The organism is Streptomyces sp. ST2-7A (genome assembly GCF_021390475.1).
Lineage (GTDB): Bacteria > Actinomycetota > Actinomycetes > Streptomycetales > Streptomycetaceae > Streptomyces.
In genome coordinates this window covers 174,811-191,832 of record NZ_JAJUWS010000005.1, presented here as the reverse complement: position 1 = coordinate 191,832, position 17,022 = coordinate 174,811, and the positions used below count along the sequence as shown (strand labels likewise).

At 72.1% G+C, this 17,022-nt stretch carries 7 protein-coding genes; all 7 read left to right on the top strand.

Features of this window, described 5'->3' with window-relative positions; all coding sequences use genetic code 11:
* The first annotated feature begins 76 nt into the window (after positions 1 to 76).
* The 7 genes from LZF96_RS05140 to LZF96_RS05110 are packed head-to-tail and all read left to right on the top strand — an operon-like array spanning position 77 to position 17,001.
* Positions 77 to 1,381, top strand: coding sequence for a condensation domain-containing protein (locus LZF96_RS05140; RefSeq protein ID WP_233866019.1), 1,305 nt, complete (start codon positions 77 to 79; stop codon positions 1,379 to 1,381).
* Complete coding sequence (locus tag LZF96_RS05135; protein ID WP_233866017.1) at positions 1,371 to 7,970, top strand: non-ribosomal peptide synthetase; 6,600 nt, start codon at positions 1,371 to 1,373, stop codon at positions 7,968 to 7,970. The genes LZF96_RS05140 and LZF96_RS05135 overlap by 11 nt, the downstream gene beginning before the upstream one ends.
* Positions 7,967 to 13,363 (top strand): non-ribosomal peptide synthetase, encoded by a 5,397-nt coding sequence (locus LZF96_RS05130; RefSeq protein WP_233866015.1) that lies wholly within the window; start codon positions 7,967 to 7,969, stop codon positions 13,361 to 13,363. The genes LZF96_RS05135 and LZF96_RS05130 overlap by 4 nt, the downstream gene beginning before the upstream one ends.
* Positions 13,360 to 14,502, top strand: a complete 1,143-nt coding sequence (locus LZF96_RS05125; RefSeq protein ID WP_233866013.1) for a saccharopine dehydrogenase NADP-binding domain-containing protein — start codon at positions 13,360 to 13,362, stop codon at positions 14,500 to 14,502. Before LZF96_RS05130 ends, LZF96_RS05125 begins: the two co-directional genes overlap by 4 nt.
* Complete coding sequence (locus LZF96_RS05120) at positions 14,499 to 15,578, top strand: Gfo/Idh/MocA family oxidoreductase (RefSeq protein ID WP_233866011.1); 1,080 nt, start codon at positions 14,499 to 14,501, stop codon at positions 15,576 to 15,578. The genes LZF96_RS05125 and LZF96_RS05120 overlap by 4 nt, the downstream gene beginning before the upstream one ends.
* Positions 15,575 to 16,366 carry a thioesterase II family protein gene (locus LZF96_RS05115; protein WP_233866009.1) on the top strand — a complete coding sequence of 264 codons (792 nt, stop codon included), beginning with the start codon at positions 15,575 to 15,577 and terminating at the stop codon, positions 16,364 to 16,366. The genes LZF96_RS05120 and LZF96_RS05115 overlap by 4 nt, the downstream gene beginning before the upstream one ends.
* Entirely contained in the window at positions 16,363 to 17,001 is a 639-nt protein-coding gene (locus LZF96_RS05110; RefSeq protein WP_233866008.1) for an O-methyltransferase, read from the top strand. Before LZF96_RS05115 ends, LZF96_RS05110 begins: the two co-directional genes overlap by 4 nt.
* The last annotated feature ends 21 nt before the right edge of the window (positions 17,002 to 17,022 follow it).

Here is a 17,022-nt window from a genome sequence, read left to right as displayed (position 1 = left end):
AAAGGAACGTGAAGGTCCTCTCAGCTTTCTTTCAGCGGCGGCTGCGCGGGCGGCGACCGTCGTTACGTTGCCGGACGTGACAGTCACCGAGATCCGCCCGTCCGTGGGCCAGACGCTGCTGTGGTTCCTCGACCGCTACCGGGGCGAGGAGGGCGCGCTGAACTGCCCGGTGCTGTGCAGGCTGCGCGGTCCCCTCGACCGTGACCGGCTCCGGGAGGTGGTCGGCCATGTGACGTCCCGGCACGAGGCACTGCGCACCACCTTCACCGGCGGCGGCCGCCGCCTCAAGGCGCTGGTGCACCCGACCGTGTCACCGCGGATCCGCGAGGTGGACCTGACCGGCGAGCCGGATCCCGGAGCGTGCGCGGACCGGGAGGTGGCCAGGGAACTGGGCACCCGGATCGACGCCACCGAAAGCGCCCTGCGCATCACCCTGTGGCGGCTCGCCGAGGACCATCACGTGCTCTGCCTCAACATGCATCACATGGTGACCGACTCGTGGTCCTGCAACGTGATCTTCGAGGACCTGTGCGCCGCGCTGGAGGGCAGGCCCTGCGGCGACACCACCGCGTACTCACGGTTCGCCGAGGAGCAGCGCGAGGCCCTGGCCGGTCCTTCCGGGAAGCAGCTGAGCGCCTTCTGGGGCGAGCGCCTGAAGGACGTGACGCTGCCCCCGCTGCCGATCCGGCCGGCCACCGCGGGCGCGCCGCGCGACACCAGGCTCGTACAGCACGTCCTGGACGCGCCGACGGTGACCGCACTGGACGCCCTGGCCAAACGGGAGCGGTCGACAATGTTCGTGGCGCTGCTCACCGCCTACTACCGGGCCCTGAAGTCGGTCAGCGGCGCCGAGGATCTGGCGGTGGCGACCCTGTTCGCCAACCGCAGTGCCGAACACCGGCGCACCGTGGGGTTCCTGGCCAACATGGTGCTGCTGCGGACCCGGCTCACCGGTGGTGACTTCGCCGCGCACCTGCGGGCCACGCACGGCACGGTGATGGAGGCGTTCGTCCACCAGGCGCTTCCGTTCCAGATGCTGCCGATCAATTTGGGCGGCACCGACCGCCGGCTCGACGACGTGGTGTTCCAGATGATGGCGGACCCGGTGTACTCGACCCGGGCCGGAGGGCTGGACATCGAGGTCCTGGTGCCCGACGACGTCGCCACCCGCTTCGAGCTGGAGCTGGTCGTCGTGCCCGACCGGGACACGGTGCGGGTGCTGCTGTTCTACAACCCCGACCGTTTCGACCCGGATTTCGTCGAGTCGCTACTCGCCGCGTACGTCGACGCCTGCACGACCGCCGACCGCAGCGCGGCACCCCACACCGACCAGGCCGGGGCGCGCCCCCGGCAGCGCACGGGAGGCCACGATGACCAGTGAGGTGACGGCGGGACACGCGCTGTCCGCCGGGGAGATCCGCGACACCGTCGCCGCGCGGCTGGAACTGCCGGCCGCGGAGATCGGCCTGGACGAGGACCTCGTCACGCTCGGCCTGGATTCTCTCGGGATGATGAGTCTGGCGGCCTCCTGGCAGGAGGCCGGTGTGGAAGTGACCTTCGGCGATCTGGTGGAGGAACCCACCGTGCGCGCCTGGGCCGCGTTGCTGTCCGGGACCGACGACGGCACGGGCCCACGTCCGAAGGCGGAGCGCGATACGGCTGCCGGGACGGGCGAGTTCCCGCTGGCCCCGATGCAGCACGCCTACTGGTCGGGCCGTCAGCCGGGCATGCCGCTGAGCACCGGGGCGCACTTCTATTTCGAGTTCGATGTCACCGCCGATGTCGCGCGCTGGGACGGCGCGGTGGCCGCGGTGCGCCGCAGGCACCCCATGCTGCGGGCGTCCGTCGGCGAGAGGGGTCAGCGGATCCTGCCGGAGTGCCGAGGGCTGGACGAGGTCGTCGACCTGCGAGGTCTGGAGCCCCCGGAGCGCGAACGGCGGCTGGCGCAGCTGCGCGGGACCCTGTCCCACCAGACGCTGCCGGTCGCCGAGGGTGGCGGGCTCGACGTGCGGCTGGCGCTGCTGCAGGCCGGGAAGGGCCGGCTCTTCCTCGATATCGACATGGTCGTCTGCGACGCGTCGAGCTTCCGGATCGTTGTCGGCGACCTGGCCCGCCACTACCAGGACCCGGCCGACGCGCCCGCGCAGCCCGCCCTGACCTTCCCCGAATACCGCCGCCTGGTCGCCCAGCGCGGCCGGGAGCCCCGCCCAGCCGACGTCTCCTACTGGCGCGACCGTGCCGAGGACCTGCCCGAGGCGCCCCGGCTGCCGCTGGCCGCGCCGCCGGAGCGGATCGAGCGGGTGCACACGGTCCGGCGGCACACCTGGCTGGCCCCGGAGACGTACGAGCGGTTTACCCAGCACGCGCGCAGCAACGGCCTGACGGTGTCGATGGCCGTCGCCGCCGTCTACGCGGACGTCCTCGCGGCCTGGAGCGAGGAGCCGGAGTTCCTGCTCAACCTGCCGGTGCTGAACCGGGTCCCGGTGCACCCGGATGTCGGCCGGATCGTCGGGGACTTCACCGACCTGCTCCTGCTCCAGGTGGCGCCCGACACGCGCCGCTCCTTCGTCGAGCGCGCCCAAACGGTGCAGGAACAGTACCGTCACGATGCCGCGCACGCGGCGTACGGCGGCACTTCGGTCCTGCGCGACCTGGCCAGGACCACCGCCGGGGCGAACCGGCGGGCGGGCGTCGTGTTCACCAGCGCGCTCAGCCTCGGTGAGCTGTTCGACGGAGCGACCCGTGCGGTGCTCGGCACCCCGGTGTGGATGAGTTCGCAGACTTCGGGCGTGTGGATCGACCTCCAGTTGATCGAGCACGACAACGGCATGATGATCAACTGGGAGACTGCCGAGAACCTCTTCGAGGCCGGTGTTCCCGAGGCGATGTTCGACGCCTTCGTCAACCGGGTGCGGCTGCTCGCCTCGCAGCCCAGCGCCTGGTGGGAGAGCCTGCCGGTGCGACCCCCCGCACCACAGCTCCATGCCCGCCGCAGCGCCAACGACACCCGCGCGGACCTGCCCCGCCGGGCGCTGCACGAGGAGTTCTTCCGGCAGGCGGCCGAGCGCGGTGGGGCGCCGGCGGCGCTCTGGGGGGACGGCCGGGTGCTGACGTACGGGGAGCTCGCCCAACGGGCCCTGCGGCTGGCCCACGTCCTGCGCACCACCGGTGTCACCGCGGGCGACCGGGTCGTGATCACCCTGCCCAAGGGTGTCGAACAGGTGGTCGCGGTGCTGGCGGTGCACGCGCTGGGCGCGGCATACGTGCCGGTGGGGACGGAACAGCCAAAGGCTCGGCGGCGCACCGTGGAGTCGCTGTCCGGCGCCCGGTGCGCGGTGACCGCGGGTCCGGCCCGGGACGCGGCCGACGGCCGGATCCCGTACATCGACGTACGGTGCAGCACCGACCGCGGACTGCCGTCACTCGAGTGTCCGGTGGACTTTTCGCCGGACGCACCCGCCTACGTGATCTTCACGTCCGGCTCGACCGGGGAACCCAAGGGTGTGGAGCTGACCCATGCGGCGGCCCACAACACCGTGGCGGCGCTGAACGAGCGCTACCGGGTGGGCCCCGCCGACCGCACCCTGTGCCTGTCGGCGCTCGACTTCGACCTCTCCGTCTACGACATCTTCGGCCCCCTCAACTGCGGCGGCGCGTTGGTCCTGGTTGATGACGAGGAGCGGCGCTCCGCCGAGACGTGGTTGCGCAGGGCGGCCGAGCACCGGGCCACCGTCCTCAACTGCGTGCCCGCGCTGCTCGACATGGCGCTGACCACGGCCTCGTCGCGACCGGATCCGGGCGGCTGGCCCTTCCGGCTCCAGCTCCTCGGCGGCGACTGGGCGGGGCTCGACCTGCCGGGCCGGGTGCACGCGCTGCGTCCGGACAGCGTCTTCGTGGTCCTGGGCGGCACCACGGAGACCGCGATCCACTCGACCGTCCAGGAGGTCACGGAGGTGGATCCCTCCTGGGCCTCGATTCCGTACAACGTGCCGCTGCCCAATCAGTGCTGCCGAATTGTCGACGAGCACGGCGGCGACCGCCCCGACTGGGTGGCCGGAGAGCTGTGGATCGGCGGGGCCGGACTGGCCCGGGGGTACGTGGGCGCACCGGAGCTGACCGCTGCGAAGTTCGTGGAGGCGGACGGCGCGCGCTGGTACCGCACCGGCGACCGGGCCCGCTACCGGCCCGGTGCCGTGATCGAGTTCCTCGGCCGCGCCGACCTCCAGGTCAAGGTGAACGGCTACCGGATCGAAATCGGCGAGGTGGAAAGCGCGTTGGGCCTGCACCCCGGGGTGCGCAACGCCGTGGTGACGCCGGTCGCCGGGCACGGTGGCGCGCTGTACGCCCTGGTCACTCCGGGCACGGTCGATACCGAGGAGGTGCTGGCCACTGCCGCCCGGCGGGTGCCCGCGTACATGGCCCCGGCCCGGGCGGTGGCCGTCGACGCACTGCCGCTGAGCCGCAACGGCAAGGTCGATCGCGCCGAGGCGGGGCGGCTGCTGGCCGCGATGGTGAGCGAGGGGATGTCCCGCGGCGCTTCGGACGCCCCGCGCGGCGCGGCGGAGGAGACGGTCGCCGCGCTGTGGGCGGACCTTCTGGGATGCGGGCCCCTCGGCCGGAACACAAACTTCTTCCACATCGGCGGCGACAGCCTGCAGGCCGCCCGCCTCCTGGCCGCCCTGCGTCGGCAGGGGTACGAGGCCAGGCTCGGCGACCTGTTCACCCGTCCCACGGTGAGCGGTTTCGCCGAGACGCTGACGCGCACCAAGGCGCAGGTTCCCGGCACGGTTCCGGCCGATCCTGAGCACCGGTACGACCCCTTCCCGCTCACCGACGTGCAGCGCGCCTACTGGCTCGGCCGCGACCCCGACTTCGTCCTCGGCGGCGTCGCCTCCTACTGGTACTGGGAGTTCGAGAGCGACCAGGTCGACCTGGTCCGGCTGGAAGCCGCCTGGAACACGCTGGTGCGACGGCACGAGATGATGCGCGCCGTGCTGGACGGCGAGGGCGGCCAGCGCATCCTGCCCGAGGTACCGCACTACCGGTTCGCGGTCACCCGCACCACCGCGGTCGACCACGAGGAGGCGGTCGCCGCGCTGGGGAACATGGCGCAGCAGGTGCTCGACGTCACCTCCTGGCCGCTGTTCGACGTGCGCGCCGTGCAACGGGACAACGGACGCACGGTGTTCGGGGTGGGCTTCGACTACGTGGTGCTCGACGCGCTGTCGATCATGACCATCTTCACCGAGCTGAACGCGCTGTACGCCGATCCCGGCCGGGAACTCCCGGCACTCGAGCTGTCCTTCCGCGACTACCTGCTCGCCCAGCGGACCGATCCCGCTGCGAAAGCGCGGGACGAGGAGTACTGGCTGAAGGTGATCGAGGAGCTGCCCGCGGCTCCGGCACTGCCCATGGCCCTGGACCCCGAGCACATCGACCGGCCGCGGTTCGTGCGGGACGAGTTCCGCATCGACTCGGCGACATGGGCGAAGCTGCGCCGCCGCACGGCCGACGAGGGGCTGACCGCGTCGACGGTCGTGGCAGCCGCCTTCGCCGAGGTGCTGGCGGCGTGGAGCGCCGAGACCTCACTGACGCTCAACCTGACGGTCTTCGACCGGCAGGACGTGCACCCCCAGGTGAACCAGGTGATCGGCGACTTCACCTCGCTGCTGCTGCTCGGTCACCACAGCCGTCCCGAGGGTTCCTGGGCCGACACCGTGCGCCGGTTGCAGGGACAGGTCTGGGAGGGCATCGAGCACCACAACGTCTCCACCACCTGGGTGCTTCGACAAATGGCCCGGCGCTCCGGGGGCGGACAGATGCTGATGCCGGTGGTGTTCACCTCGACACTCGGGGTGAGCGCGGATTTCAAGGACCTCTCCTTCGGATTCGGCGATCTGCGCCGCGGACTCTCCCAGAGCCCGCAGGTCGCCCTGGACTGCCAGGTGGTGGAGCGCGACGGCGGACTCGCCGTCAACTGGGACCACGTCGAGGGCCTCTACAGTCCCGGGGTGATCCCGGCGGCCTTGGAGGCGATGCGCCGCCTGCTGGTCGCGCTCGCCGACAGCGCCTGGTCCCGCCCGGCCCCGCCGGTCGCCCTTCCCGAGGCGCAGGCGAAGGTCCGCGCCGAGGCGAACGCGACCACCGTGGCCCGGCCCGCCCGTACGCTGCACGAGCCGGTCCTCGACATCGCCCGCCGCACTCCCGGTGCCGTCGCGGTGCGAACGTCGTCCGGTGAGGCCCTGACCTACGCCGAGCTGGCCGACCGGGTTCTCGGTGTCGCCGGACATCTGATGTCGCTCGGGGTGCGGCCGGGCGAGACCGTGGTCGTCTCGCTGCCGAAAGGGCCCGACCAGGCGGTCGCGGTGCTCGGTGTGTTGGCCGCGGGCTGCGCGTACGTACCGGTGGGAGTGGGCCAGCCGGTCGCGCGCCGCAACCGGATCGTGTGGTCCTCCGGGGCGCGCATGGCCCTGGTCGCGGATGGCCCGGAGGCCGATGGGGACTGGGACGAGGCGGTGCGACTGGTGCCGGTGGCCGAGGCGTCGGCGGCCGCACCGCTCGCGGAGCCGGTGCCGGTCGACCCGGGCCGGCTCGCGTACGTCATCTACACCTCGGGCTCCACCGGCGAGCCCAAGGGGGTGGAGATCACCCACGCGGCCGCCGCCAACACCATCGACGACGTCAACGCCCGCTACGGCGTGGGGCCCGCCGACGTGGTCCTGCAGGTCTCCGCACTCGACTTCGACCTGTCCGTCTACGACCTGTTCGGGCTGCTCGCGGTGGGCGGCACCGTGGTGACCCTCACCGAGGACGTCCGGCGGGAGGCGGCCGTCTGGGCCCGGCTCGCCGCCGAGCACAAGGTCACCGTGTGGAACACGGTGCCCACCCTGCTCGACATGCTGCTGGTGGCCTGCGAGTCGGGCGTGAGCCTGCCATGGCTGCGCGTGGCGATCGTCTCCGGCGACTGGGTCGGCCTGGACCTCTGCGACCGGCTGCGGGAGAGCGCCCCGAACACCCTGCTCGTCGCCATGGGCGGTGCCACCGAGGCCTCGATCTGGTCGAACGCCCACGACGTGACCGCAGTCGATCCCGCGTGGGTGTCGATCCCGTACGGGTGTCCGCTGGCCAACCAGCGTTTCCGCGTGGTCGACGCGCACGGCCGGGACCGGCCCGACTTCGTGCCCGGCGAGCTGTGGATCGGCGGGGCCGGAGTGGCGCTCGGCTATCGCGGGGACCCGGACCGCACAGCGGCCTCCTTCGTCGCGGCCGGGGGCGAGAGGTGGTACCGCACCGGCGACCTGGGCCGCTACCACCCGTCGGGGATCCTGGAGTTCCTGGGCCGGCGCGACCATCAGGTGAAGGTGCGCGGGCACCGGATCGAACTCGGCGAGATCGAGACCAGGTTGCGCGAACTGTCCGGTGTCTCGAGCGCGGTGGCATGGGTCGACGTCAGCGCCGGGGTGAATCGCCTGGCCGCGGTCGTCACCCCGGAGCAGGGCACGGATCCCACGCCGGCCGCGGCGGAGGTGCTGGCGGCGCTGGCCGCGCACCTGCCCGCCCACATGCTCCCCGAGCACCTCACCGTCGTCGAGCGGCTGCCGCTGAACGCGAACGCCAAGGTCGACCGCACCGCCGTCGCACAGACGTACGGGCTGCGTCACACGGCACAGGATTCCGCGGCGGACGACCGTCCGCGAGGGGACACCGAACGCGCGGTGGCCGAGGTGTGGGCCGATCTGCTGGAGGCACCCGGGGTGGGCCGCAGCGCCAACTTCTTCGGTCTCGGCGGTGACAGCCTCACCGCCACCCGGATCATCCAGCAGTTCGCCAAGCGCTTCGGCGTGGAGCTCTCGCTGCGCCGGCTCTTCAACCACCCGACCGTCGCCGGGATCGCCGCCGTTCTCGACGCCGAGATCTCCGGCAACCACCCCCGCCAAGCCTCCGTCCGACTGGAAGAAGGTGTCCTGTGACCGCCGCCGACATCATCAGCGAACTCGAACAGGCCGGACTGCACCTGTGGGAGGACGAGGGCAAACTCCGGTTCCGGGGTCCAGAGGGGATCATGACCCCCGAGCGCCGTGTCCTGCTCTCCGGCTGCCGGGAGGACGTGCTCCGGGTGCTGCGCGAGCGCAGCCCGCAGCAGGTGCGGCCCGATCCCGACGCGGCCCACGAGCCGTTCCCCCTCACCGAGGTCCAGTCGGCCTACCTGCTGGGCCGCCGGGGCGCCTTCGAGTACGGCTCGGTGCCCTGTCACGCCTACGGCGAGCTGGAGTTCCCCGCGCTCGACCGGGATCGGCTGCTGCGGGCCTGGCAGCGGGTGGTCGACCGGCACGAGATGCTGCGCGTGGTCATCGACTACGACGGCTACCAGCGGGTGCTGAAGGATCCGCCCGCCCCCGTCATCGGCTGGCACGACACGACCGCACTGCCCGCGGCAGCGGGCGAGGAGACGCTGCGCGAGGTCCGCGGCCGGCTCTCCGCGGAGTCCAAGGATGTCACCGCGTGCCCGCTGTACTCGCTGGAGGTCACCGAGTTCGCCGATCGGGCAGTCCTGCACTTCTCCATCGACTTCCTGATCGCGGACTACGTGAGCATCTACCGGCTGCTGGACGAGTTCGGCACGTTCTACGAGGACCCCGACGCCACTCTCGCGGCCCCCGCGATCTCGTTCCGCGACTATCTGCGGGCGGAACGGGCGGTGCGCCAGGGGCCCGCGTACGAGCGCGACCGCGACTACTGGACGGCGCGCCTGGACAGGCTGCCACCCGCCCCCGAGCTGCCGTTGATCGACCGGCCCAGCCGACACGGTGCGGCCGGTTTCACTCGGCGCGAACTGCGGCTCGAGCCCGCGCCGTGGTCGGCGCTCAAGACCCGCGCCGGAAAACAGCAGGTCTCCGCGTCGACGGCCGTGATGGCCGCGTACGCCGAGGTGATCGGCCGCTGGAGCCGCAGCCCCAGGTTCACGCTCGACGTGACGGTGCTCAGCCGGCTGCCACTGCACCCGGACGTGGGCGACATCGTGGGCGACTTCACCTCCGTCGAGCTGTTGGCCGTCGACGGCGGCTGCGCCGACACCTTCGCCGGACGGGCCCGCAGGGCGGGCGAGCAGCTCTTCGAGGACCTCGACCACCGGCTGTTCTCGGGCGTGGAGGTGTTGCGCGAGCTGACCCGCCGCCGGGGCCGGCAGGGTTCGATGATGCCGGTGGTGTTCACCAGCGCCATCGGACTCTCCGACGGGCTCGCCCCCCAGGGCATGATGCGCTCCCAGATCCGCAACGGCATCAGTCAGACGCCGCAGGTCTGGGTGGACTGCCAGGCGATGGAGGCCGGCGGGGCACTGCTCGTCAACTGGGACGTGCGGGACGACACCGTGCCCCAGCCGGTCCTCGACGACATGTTCGCCGCGTTCCGCGACCTCCTGCACCGGCTCGCCGACGGGGACGAGGCGTGGGAGGGCGACCCGCTCGCCTTGCCCGCCCACCAGGCGCAGCGGCGCGCGGCGGCCAACGACACGGCCCGGCCCGTGAGCGACGCGCCGCTGCACCGGGCGCTGCTCGACGCGGCACGCCGGTGCCCGGACGCGACGGCCCTCATCGACCACCGCGGAAGCGTGGACTACGCGACTCTGGCCGGCCGGGCCGCCGCCGTGGCCGCCGCGCTCACCGCACAGGGCCACCGGCCGCGCCGGCGGGTGGCGGTGGTGCTGGAGAAGGGCTGGGAGCAGATCGCCGGGGCGCTCGGGGTGCTGCTGGCCGGGGGCACGTACGTCCCGGTCGAGGCGGGCCAGCCCGATGCCCGGCGCAACAAAATCATCGACTCCGCCGGGATCGGTCTGGTGGTCGCGCACAGCACGGTCGGCGGCGCGCTGCCCGCAGGAGTCGGACGCATCGACGTGGACCGACTGTCCACGGCCGCTCTCGACGAGGTTCCGGTCTCCCCGGACGACTCGGCGTACGTCATCTTCACCTCGGGCTCGACCGGCGAGCCGAAGGGCGTGGAGATCAGTCACCGCGCGGCGGTCAACACCCTGGACGACGTGTGCCGGAGGTTCGGGATCGGCAGGGACGACGTCGCGCTGGGGCTGTCGAGCCCGGGCTTCGACCTGTCGGTCTTCGACGTCTTCGGCGTCCTCGGCCGGGGCGGCACACTCGTGCTCCCCGCCCCGGAGCGGCGCAGCGACCCTTCGCACTGGGCCGAGCTGATCACCGGGCACGGAGTGACGGTGCTGAACACGGTGCCCGCCCAGATGATGCTGTTGGAGGAGTACCTGCGTGGTGAGGGCCGCAGCTGCGGAAGCGTGCGTCTCGGCATGATGTCGGGCGACTGGATACCCGTGACGCTCCCCGACGCCGTCCGCGCACGGCTCCCCCGGGCGGAGCTGTACAGTCTCGGCGGCGCCACCGAGGCGTCGATCTGGTCGATCTTCCACCCGATCGGCGAGGTCGACACGGCGGCTCCGAGCATCCCGTACGGCACTCCGCTGGAGAACCAGCGCTTCCACGTGCTCGACGCGTTCCTGCGGCCCGGCCCCGACCTCGTCGTGGGCGACCTATACATCGCCGGCGCCGGCCTCGCAAAAGGCTATCTGGGCGACCCGGAGAAGACCGAGGCGAGCTTCTTCGCGCTGCCCGATGGCGAGCGGGTGTACCGTACCGGCGACCTCGCCCGCTATCTGCCCGACGGCACCCTGGAGTTCATCGGCCGCGACGACCGGCAGGTCAAGATCCGCGGCCACCGTATCGAACTGGCCGAGGTGGAGTCGGCCCTGGCCGTCGATCCGCAGGTCGACGCGGTGGCGGTCACCACGCAGGGCGAGCGCAACGACCGCAGGCTGATCGCCTTCGTCTCGCCCTCGCCCGCAGACCCGGCCGACCACGCCGTGGACGCGGCCCTGGTGCCCGAGGTGCTCGCGGCGGCCGAGGAGATCCGCGACGGGGTGGACATCGCGAAAGTGGTCGAGTTCGCGGCCGTGCTCGACGACGCGGCACTGCGCCGCATGGTCGACGTCCTGCGCCGGGAGGGCGTGTGGCCGAACGCCGCCACGCGTCACAGCACCTCCGAGATCATGCGGCTGGCCAAGGTGGTGCCCAAGCACGAGCGACTGGTGCGCCGCTGGCTGGCCGCCTGCGTGGAAAACGGCTACCTGGACCGGGCCGCGGACGGCACCTTCGGTTGTCTGCGCCTGGTCACCCCCGAGGACGTCGAGCAGGCGTGGGCCGAGGTCGACCGGCTGCTGCCGGAGGCCAACGACCGCCCCGAGCTGGTGAACTACTTCAAACTCGCCGCCGCCCACCTGCCGGAGCTGATGCGCGACGAGCGGGACCCGCTGCGGATGCTGTTTCCCGAGGGTGACCTGAGCATCCACGAGGCCGCATACATGGAGGGCTTCCTCTCCTGCTACCTCAACAGGCTGGCCACCTCCACCGTGCTGGGCGTGGCCCGGCGCAACACCTCCGGCCGTCCGCTGCGGGTGCTGGAGGTCGGCGCGGGTGTCGGCGGCACCAGTGTCGACACCATTCCGGCGCTGGACGGCGAGAACGTCCACTACACCTTCAGCGACGTGTCGCAGTTCTTCCTGAACAAGGCCGGTGAGAGGTTCGCCGAACACCCCTGGGTGGACTACGCGCTGTTCGACTTCAACGAGCCGTACCGCGAACAGGGCGTCAGGCCGAACTCGGTGGACGTGATCCTGTGTGGCAACGTCATGCACTATGCGAAGGACGCCCGCGCGGTCCTGCGCCGGGTGCGCGAGGTGCTGGTGCCCGGCGGATGGCTGGTCTTCATCGAGACGACCCGCGACAACTACCAGATCCTCACCTCGATGGAGTTCCTCTTCGACGCCACCGCCGGGGACTTCCAGGACGTGCGCCACGGCAAGGACCAGACCTTCATCGGCCGCGGGCAGTGGTACGAACTGCTGGCCGAGGCCGGGGCCGACCTGGAGCTGTGCGTCCCGGCGCCCGAGGACGAGCTGGCCCGCATCGGGATGCACGTCTTCGCGGCGCGCTTCAAGACCGACCGGGAGCCGCTCGACACCGAGGAGCTGACCCGGCGGCTCGCCGAGCGGCTCCCGGCGGAGATGATCCCGTCGCGCTTCGAGGTGCTGGACGCGCTGCCGCTGACGGACAACGGCAAGGTCGACCGCGCCGCCCTGGCCCGGTGGGCCGAGGAGCACCGTGCGGCGGGCGCCGCGGTCGCCGAGGAGAGCGTGCGCGAGGCCGGCGAACTGGAGTGGGGCGTCGCCGCAGTGTACGCGGAGGTACTGCGCGAGTCGGAGGTGTCGCTCGACACGAACTTCTACGCGCTGGGTGGGGATTCGCTGCTCGCCGCCCAGCTCGTCACGGCGCTGCGCGAGCAGGTACCGGCCGCGGCCGAGGTCTTCTTCGACGAGCTGCTGCGCGAGCTGCTGGGCGGCGCGTCGGTGCGCGAGCTGTCCGCGTTCCTCCAGCAGGGGCAGGGCGTGTCCGAGGAGAGCGGGGCCGGTGACGAGTTGGCGCTGATCGGGACGGCGGACGCTCTCGGCAACCCGGTGCACGTCCTGGTCGGCGACGGCCTGGGCGGCCACGCGGAGCGGCTCGCCGACGGCCTCGGGAGGCTCGACCCGGTGGTGGTGGTGCCGCCGGTGCGGGTGGCCGAGGGACAGAGCCTGGACGACGTGGCGCAGGAGATCGTGGCGCGGGTACGGGCGTTGAGCCCGGGTCCGTTCCATCTGGTCGGCGCGCACAGCGGGGGTGTGCTGGCGCTCGCCGTCGCCCAGCAGCTGGCCGAGCTCGGCGCCCCGGTGTGCGGGCTGACCGTGCTGAGCAGCTACCCGCTGCCCGCCACTGTGCGCGACGAGGTCCTCGAAGAGGCGTTGCTCTGCCTGGACCGCGGGCAGGACCCGGCCGCCTTGGGCTACCCGGACGCCCCCGCACTCGGGTCGGCGCTCGCCGCGCTCGCCCCCGCCGGTGACGTACCGCCCGGTGCGCTGGCCGCGCTGGGGGACCGGAGCGAGCCGGAGCTGCGAGCCGTGGGCGAGACGGCCGCCGCGCTCGGCGCGCTCCCGCGCGAGGAGCGGCAGGCCGAGCTCGCCGGGGCTCTGGGGCTGGGCGCGGGCAAACTCGCCGAACTCCTGGCGCGGGGACGGGCGCTGGCGGCCTGCGTCGCCGCCCACGAGCCCGGTCTGTACACCGGGGAGGCCCGGCTGCTGGTGCATGAGGAGGAGTCCCCGGTCTGGCCCGCCATGGCCGCCGACATGACCGCACTGTGGGAGTCGGTCTGCGTGGGCGGTCTCCTGCGACAGACCGTGCCGGGCGACCACTTCACCTGCCGTGAGCTGGTCACCTCCGATGTGATCGACCTGCCCGATGAGGAGAACGCGTGAGCGAGCACAGCACCCCGTCGGTCGCAGTGGTCGGCGCCTACGGCGCCGTCGGCGAGGCCGCCGTACGGGCCATCGCCGACCGCCTTCCCGACGCCGTCGTACGGCTCGGCGGGCGCGACCGCGCCCGGGCGGAGACCCTGCTGGCCAAATCCGGTCTGCGCGGCGAGGCGGTCGAGGTGGACCTGTACGACGGCCGGTCGCTGGCCCGGTTCTGCAGCGGCGCGCGTGTCGTCCTCAACTGTGCGGGCCCGTCCTACCAGGTCCTCGACCGGGTGGCCTGGGCCGCGGCGGCGGCCGACGCCGACTATGTCGACCCGGGTGGCGACGAGCCGCTGCTGGAGGCACTGACCCGGCCGGGCACCTTCACCGGTACCGCCGTCATCACGGCGGGCATGCAGCCGGGCCTGACCGGTCTACTCCCCCGCCACCTGTGCTCCACCATGAGCCGCCCGCAACGGCTGACGGCCTACGTCGGCACGATGGACCGGCTCACCCCGGCCGGAGCCGCCGACTACCTGCTGTCCATGGGAGGTGCGTACGGGGAAGCCCGCGGCGCGATCAGGGGCGGCATCCGCGTGGAGCGCGAGCTGGAGCCGCGTACCGGCGTCAAACTGCCCTACGCGCACAACCGGGTGGACGTCTACCCGTACCTGAGTTTCGAGTCCGCGCGGCTCCCCGAGGTCACCGGGCTCACGGAGATCGACTGGTACAACGTCTTCGACGGCGGCGCGCACATGATGAACTGCCTGAGCAGACTCCAGGGGGCGATGCGCGGCGAGTCCGCTCTCGCCGAGGCGGCCGAGGAGCTCACCCGTGCCGCGGCGCTCGACCTGTTCGGCAGGGACCCGTTCCAGCTCATGCTGTTCGAGGTCACCGGCACCGACGGCACCGGACGCCCGGCCACCCGCAGTCTGGCTCTGCGCGCCGGCGACACGTACGCCCTGACCGGCCTCGCCGGTGCGCTGGCCGTGCTGACAGTGCTGGACGGCGGGACAGGCCCAGGGGTGCACTTCGGCTCCGACGTACTCGACGCCGAGACCGTGCTCGCCGCTCTGCGGACCGACCCCGCGGTCGGGCTGCTGGAGGTCACCGACCGGCCGATCCTCGCGGCCCGTGCCATGGAGGAGGGCGAACTGTGACCCGTCCACGCGTCCTGGTGGCCGGCACCGGCTTCGGCCGTGTCTACCTGGCTGCCTTCGAGCGGGCGGACTTCGGTTTCGAGCTGGCCGGGATCCTCGCGTCCGGCAGTGCCCGCAGCCGTGCCTGCGCCGCGCACCACGACGTACCGCTGTGGTCCACGGTCGAGGAGGTGCCCGACGACGTCGACCTGGCCTGCGTGGTCGTCGGCGGGGTGATGAACGGCGGCCCCGGACCCAAACTCTCGCAGGCGCTGATGCGCCGTGGCGTGCACGTGCTGCAGGAGCACCCTCTGCACCCGGACGAGTTGGTGGCGTGCCTGCGCGCTGCCACCGAGTCCGGGGTGGTGTTCCGGCTGAACACGCATTATCCGCACGTGGAGCCGGTGCGCCGCTTCATCGGCGCCGCCCGCGTCCTGGTGGCCCGGCAGCAGCCGCTGTTCCTCGACGTGACCTGCGCCTTCCAGGTGCTCTATACGATCTTCGACATCCTGGGCCGGGCACTCGGGTCGATCCGCCCGCACAGCATCGACGGGGTGCTCGCGGAGGCACCGGAGGTACCATACCGGAGCCTGACCGGCCGCTTTGCCGGTGTTCCGATGTCCTTCCGGCTGCAGAACGAGCTGGTGCCCTCCGACCCCGACAACTACAGCCACCTCTTCCACCGCATCACCCTGGGCACGGACGGGGGGCACCTCACCCTGATCAACACACACGGCCCGGTGCAGTGGAGCATGCGCCCCCACATGCCGGGCGACATGAGGGAGCTGGTGCGCTTCGGCGACTCCGCCGCCCCGCACCTCATGGTGCCGAGCGTGGAGCACCTGGGTCCGGCGCCGGGCGCCTCGTACAGCGAGGTGCTGCGCGAACTGTGGCCGCACGCCACGGCACGGGCCATCACCACGGCCTGGGACGAGGTCCAATCGGGCGCCGACAGCCGGGGGCACGTGCAGTACCACGTGGCCCTGGCGAAGCTGGCGATGCGCGTGAGTGAGGCCTGTGGGCCGGTACGGCTGCGCCACCCGAAGGCGCCGCCGGAACTCCTCGTCGCCTCGGATCTGCTGGAGGTCCCGGCATGAGCACCGATGTCCCGAACCCGTGGCTGCGCGGCTACTTCCCCCGGCCCGAGGCCGTGCGGCGCCTGGTGTTCTTCCCCCACGGCGGCGGCGCGGCGAGCTTCTACCGCCCGCTGGTGCGCGACCTGCCCGAGGGCGTCGAGGGCATGGTGGTGCAGTACCCCGGCAGGGAGGACCGCATCGGCGAGCCCTGCTGCACCGACATGCCCGGCCTCGTGGAGCCGCTGGCCAAGGCGCTGACCCAACTGGACGACAAGCCCGTGTGGTTCTTCGGGCACAGCATGGGCGCCTCCGTCGCGCACGAGGTCACCCGGCTCCTCGGCACGGCGGGCGAGGCGCTCCCGGAGCGGCTGATCGTCTCCGGTCGTCCGGGACCTTCCCGGCAGCGCCCGGACGACAAACACCTGGACGACGAGCAGCTGTGGGCCGACGTGTGCCGACTCGGCGGCACTGACGCACAGTTGCTCCAGATGGAGGGCCTGCGCGAGATAACGCTGCCGATGCTCCGCGCGGACTACCACCTGGTGGGCACCTACCGTCCCGGGACCGGCCGCGACATCTCGGTGCCGGTGAGCGTCTGTTACGGCACCGAGGACCCCGAGGTCGACGCGGCGGGCGCGGCGGCCTGGGCGGAGGCCACCTCGGCGCAGACCGAACTGAGCGCGTTCCCGGGCGGCCATTTCTATCTGCGCGGGCCCGCCCTCGACGAGTTGACGCACTGGCTGGCCCGACGGCTGCACGGCGGCCCCCAACACGCCCACACCGACCCCGCGGGAGGGAACCGAGGATGATCGTACGACCGGTCGTGGAGAAGTACGCCGAGGAGGTCTCCTCCCCCGCGCCGTCCTGGCTGGCCGCCCTGGTCGCCGACACCGAGGCCGAGACGGACCTGCCGGCCATGATGGTGGGGAGTCTGGAGGGGGAGTTCCTGGCCGCTGTGGTGTTCGCCCTGCGGCCCCGCCGCATCCTGGAGATCGGTACCTTCACCGGCTACTCCGCGCTCTGCATGGCCCGGGCGATGCCGGAGGGCTGCGAACTCCACACCTGTGAACTGAACCCGCTGCACGTCTCGATCGCGCGCAAGCACTTCGCGGCCTCGCCCTGGGCGGAGAGCATCCACCTCTGGGAGGGACCGGCCCTGACGTCGATCGGGGACCTGCCCGGCCCCTTCGACCTGGTCTTCGTCGACGCCGACAAGCCCGGGTACATCGACTACTACGAGGCGGTGCTGCCGAAGCTGTCCCCACACGGCCTGCTCCTGGCCGACAACGTCCTGCAGTTCGGAGGCGTCGCCAACGAACGGGACCAGCAGCCCGACACCGTCGCGATGCGCGCGTTCAACGCGCATGTCGCGGCCGACCCTCGGGTGCGGCAGAGCGTGCTCACCGTGCGCGAGGGTGTGAGCGTCATCCGGCGGGTCGGCTGAACGGACCCGCGCGCACGTGAC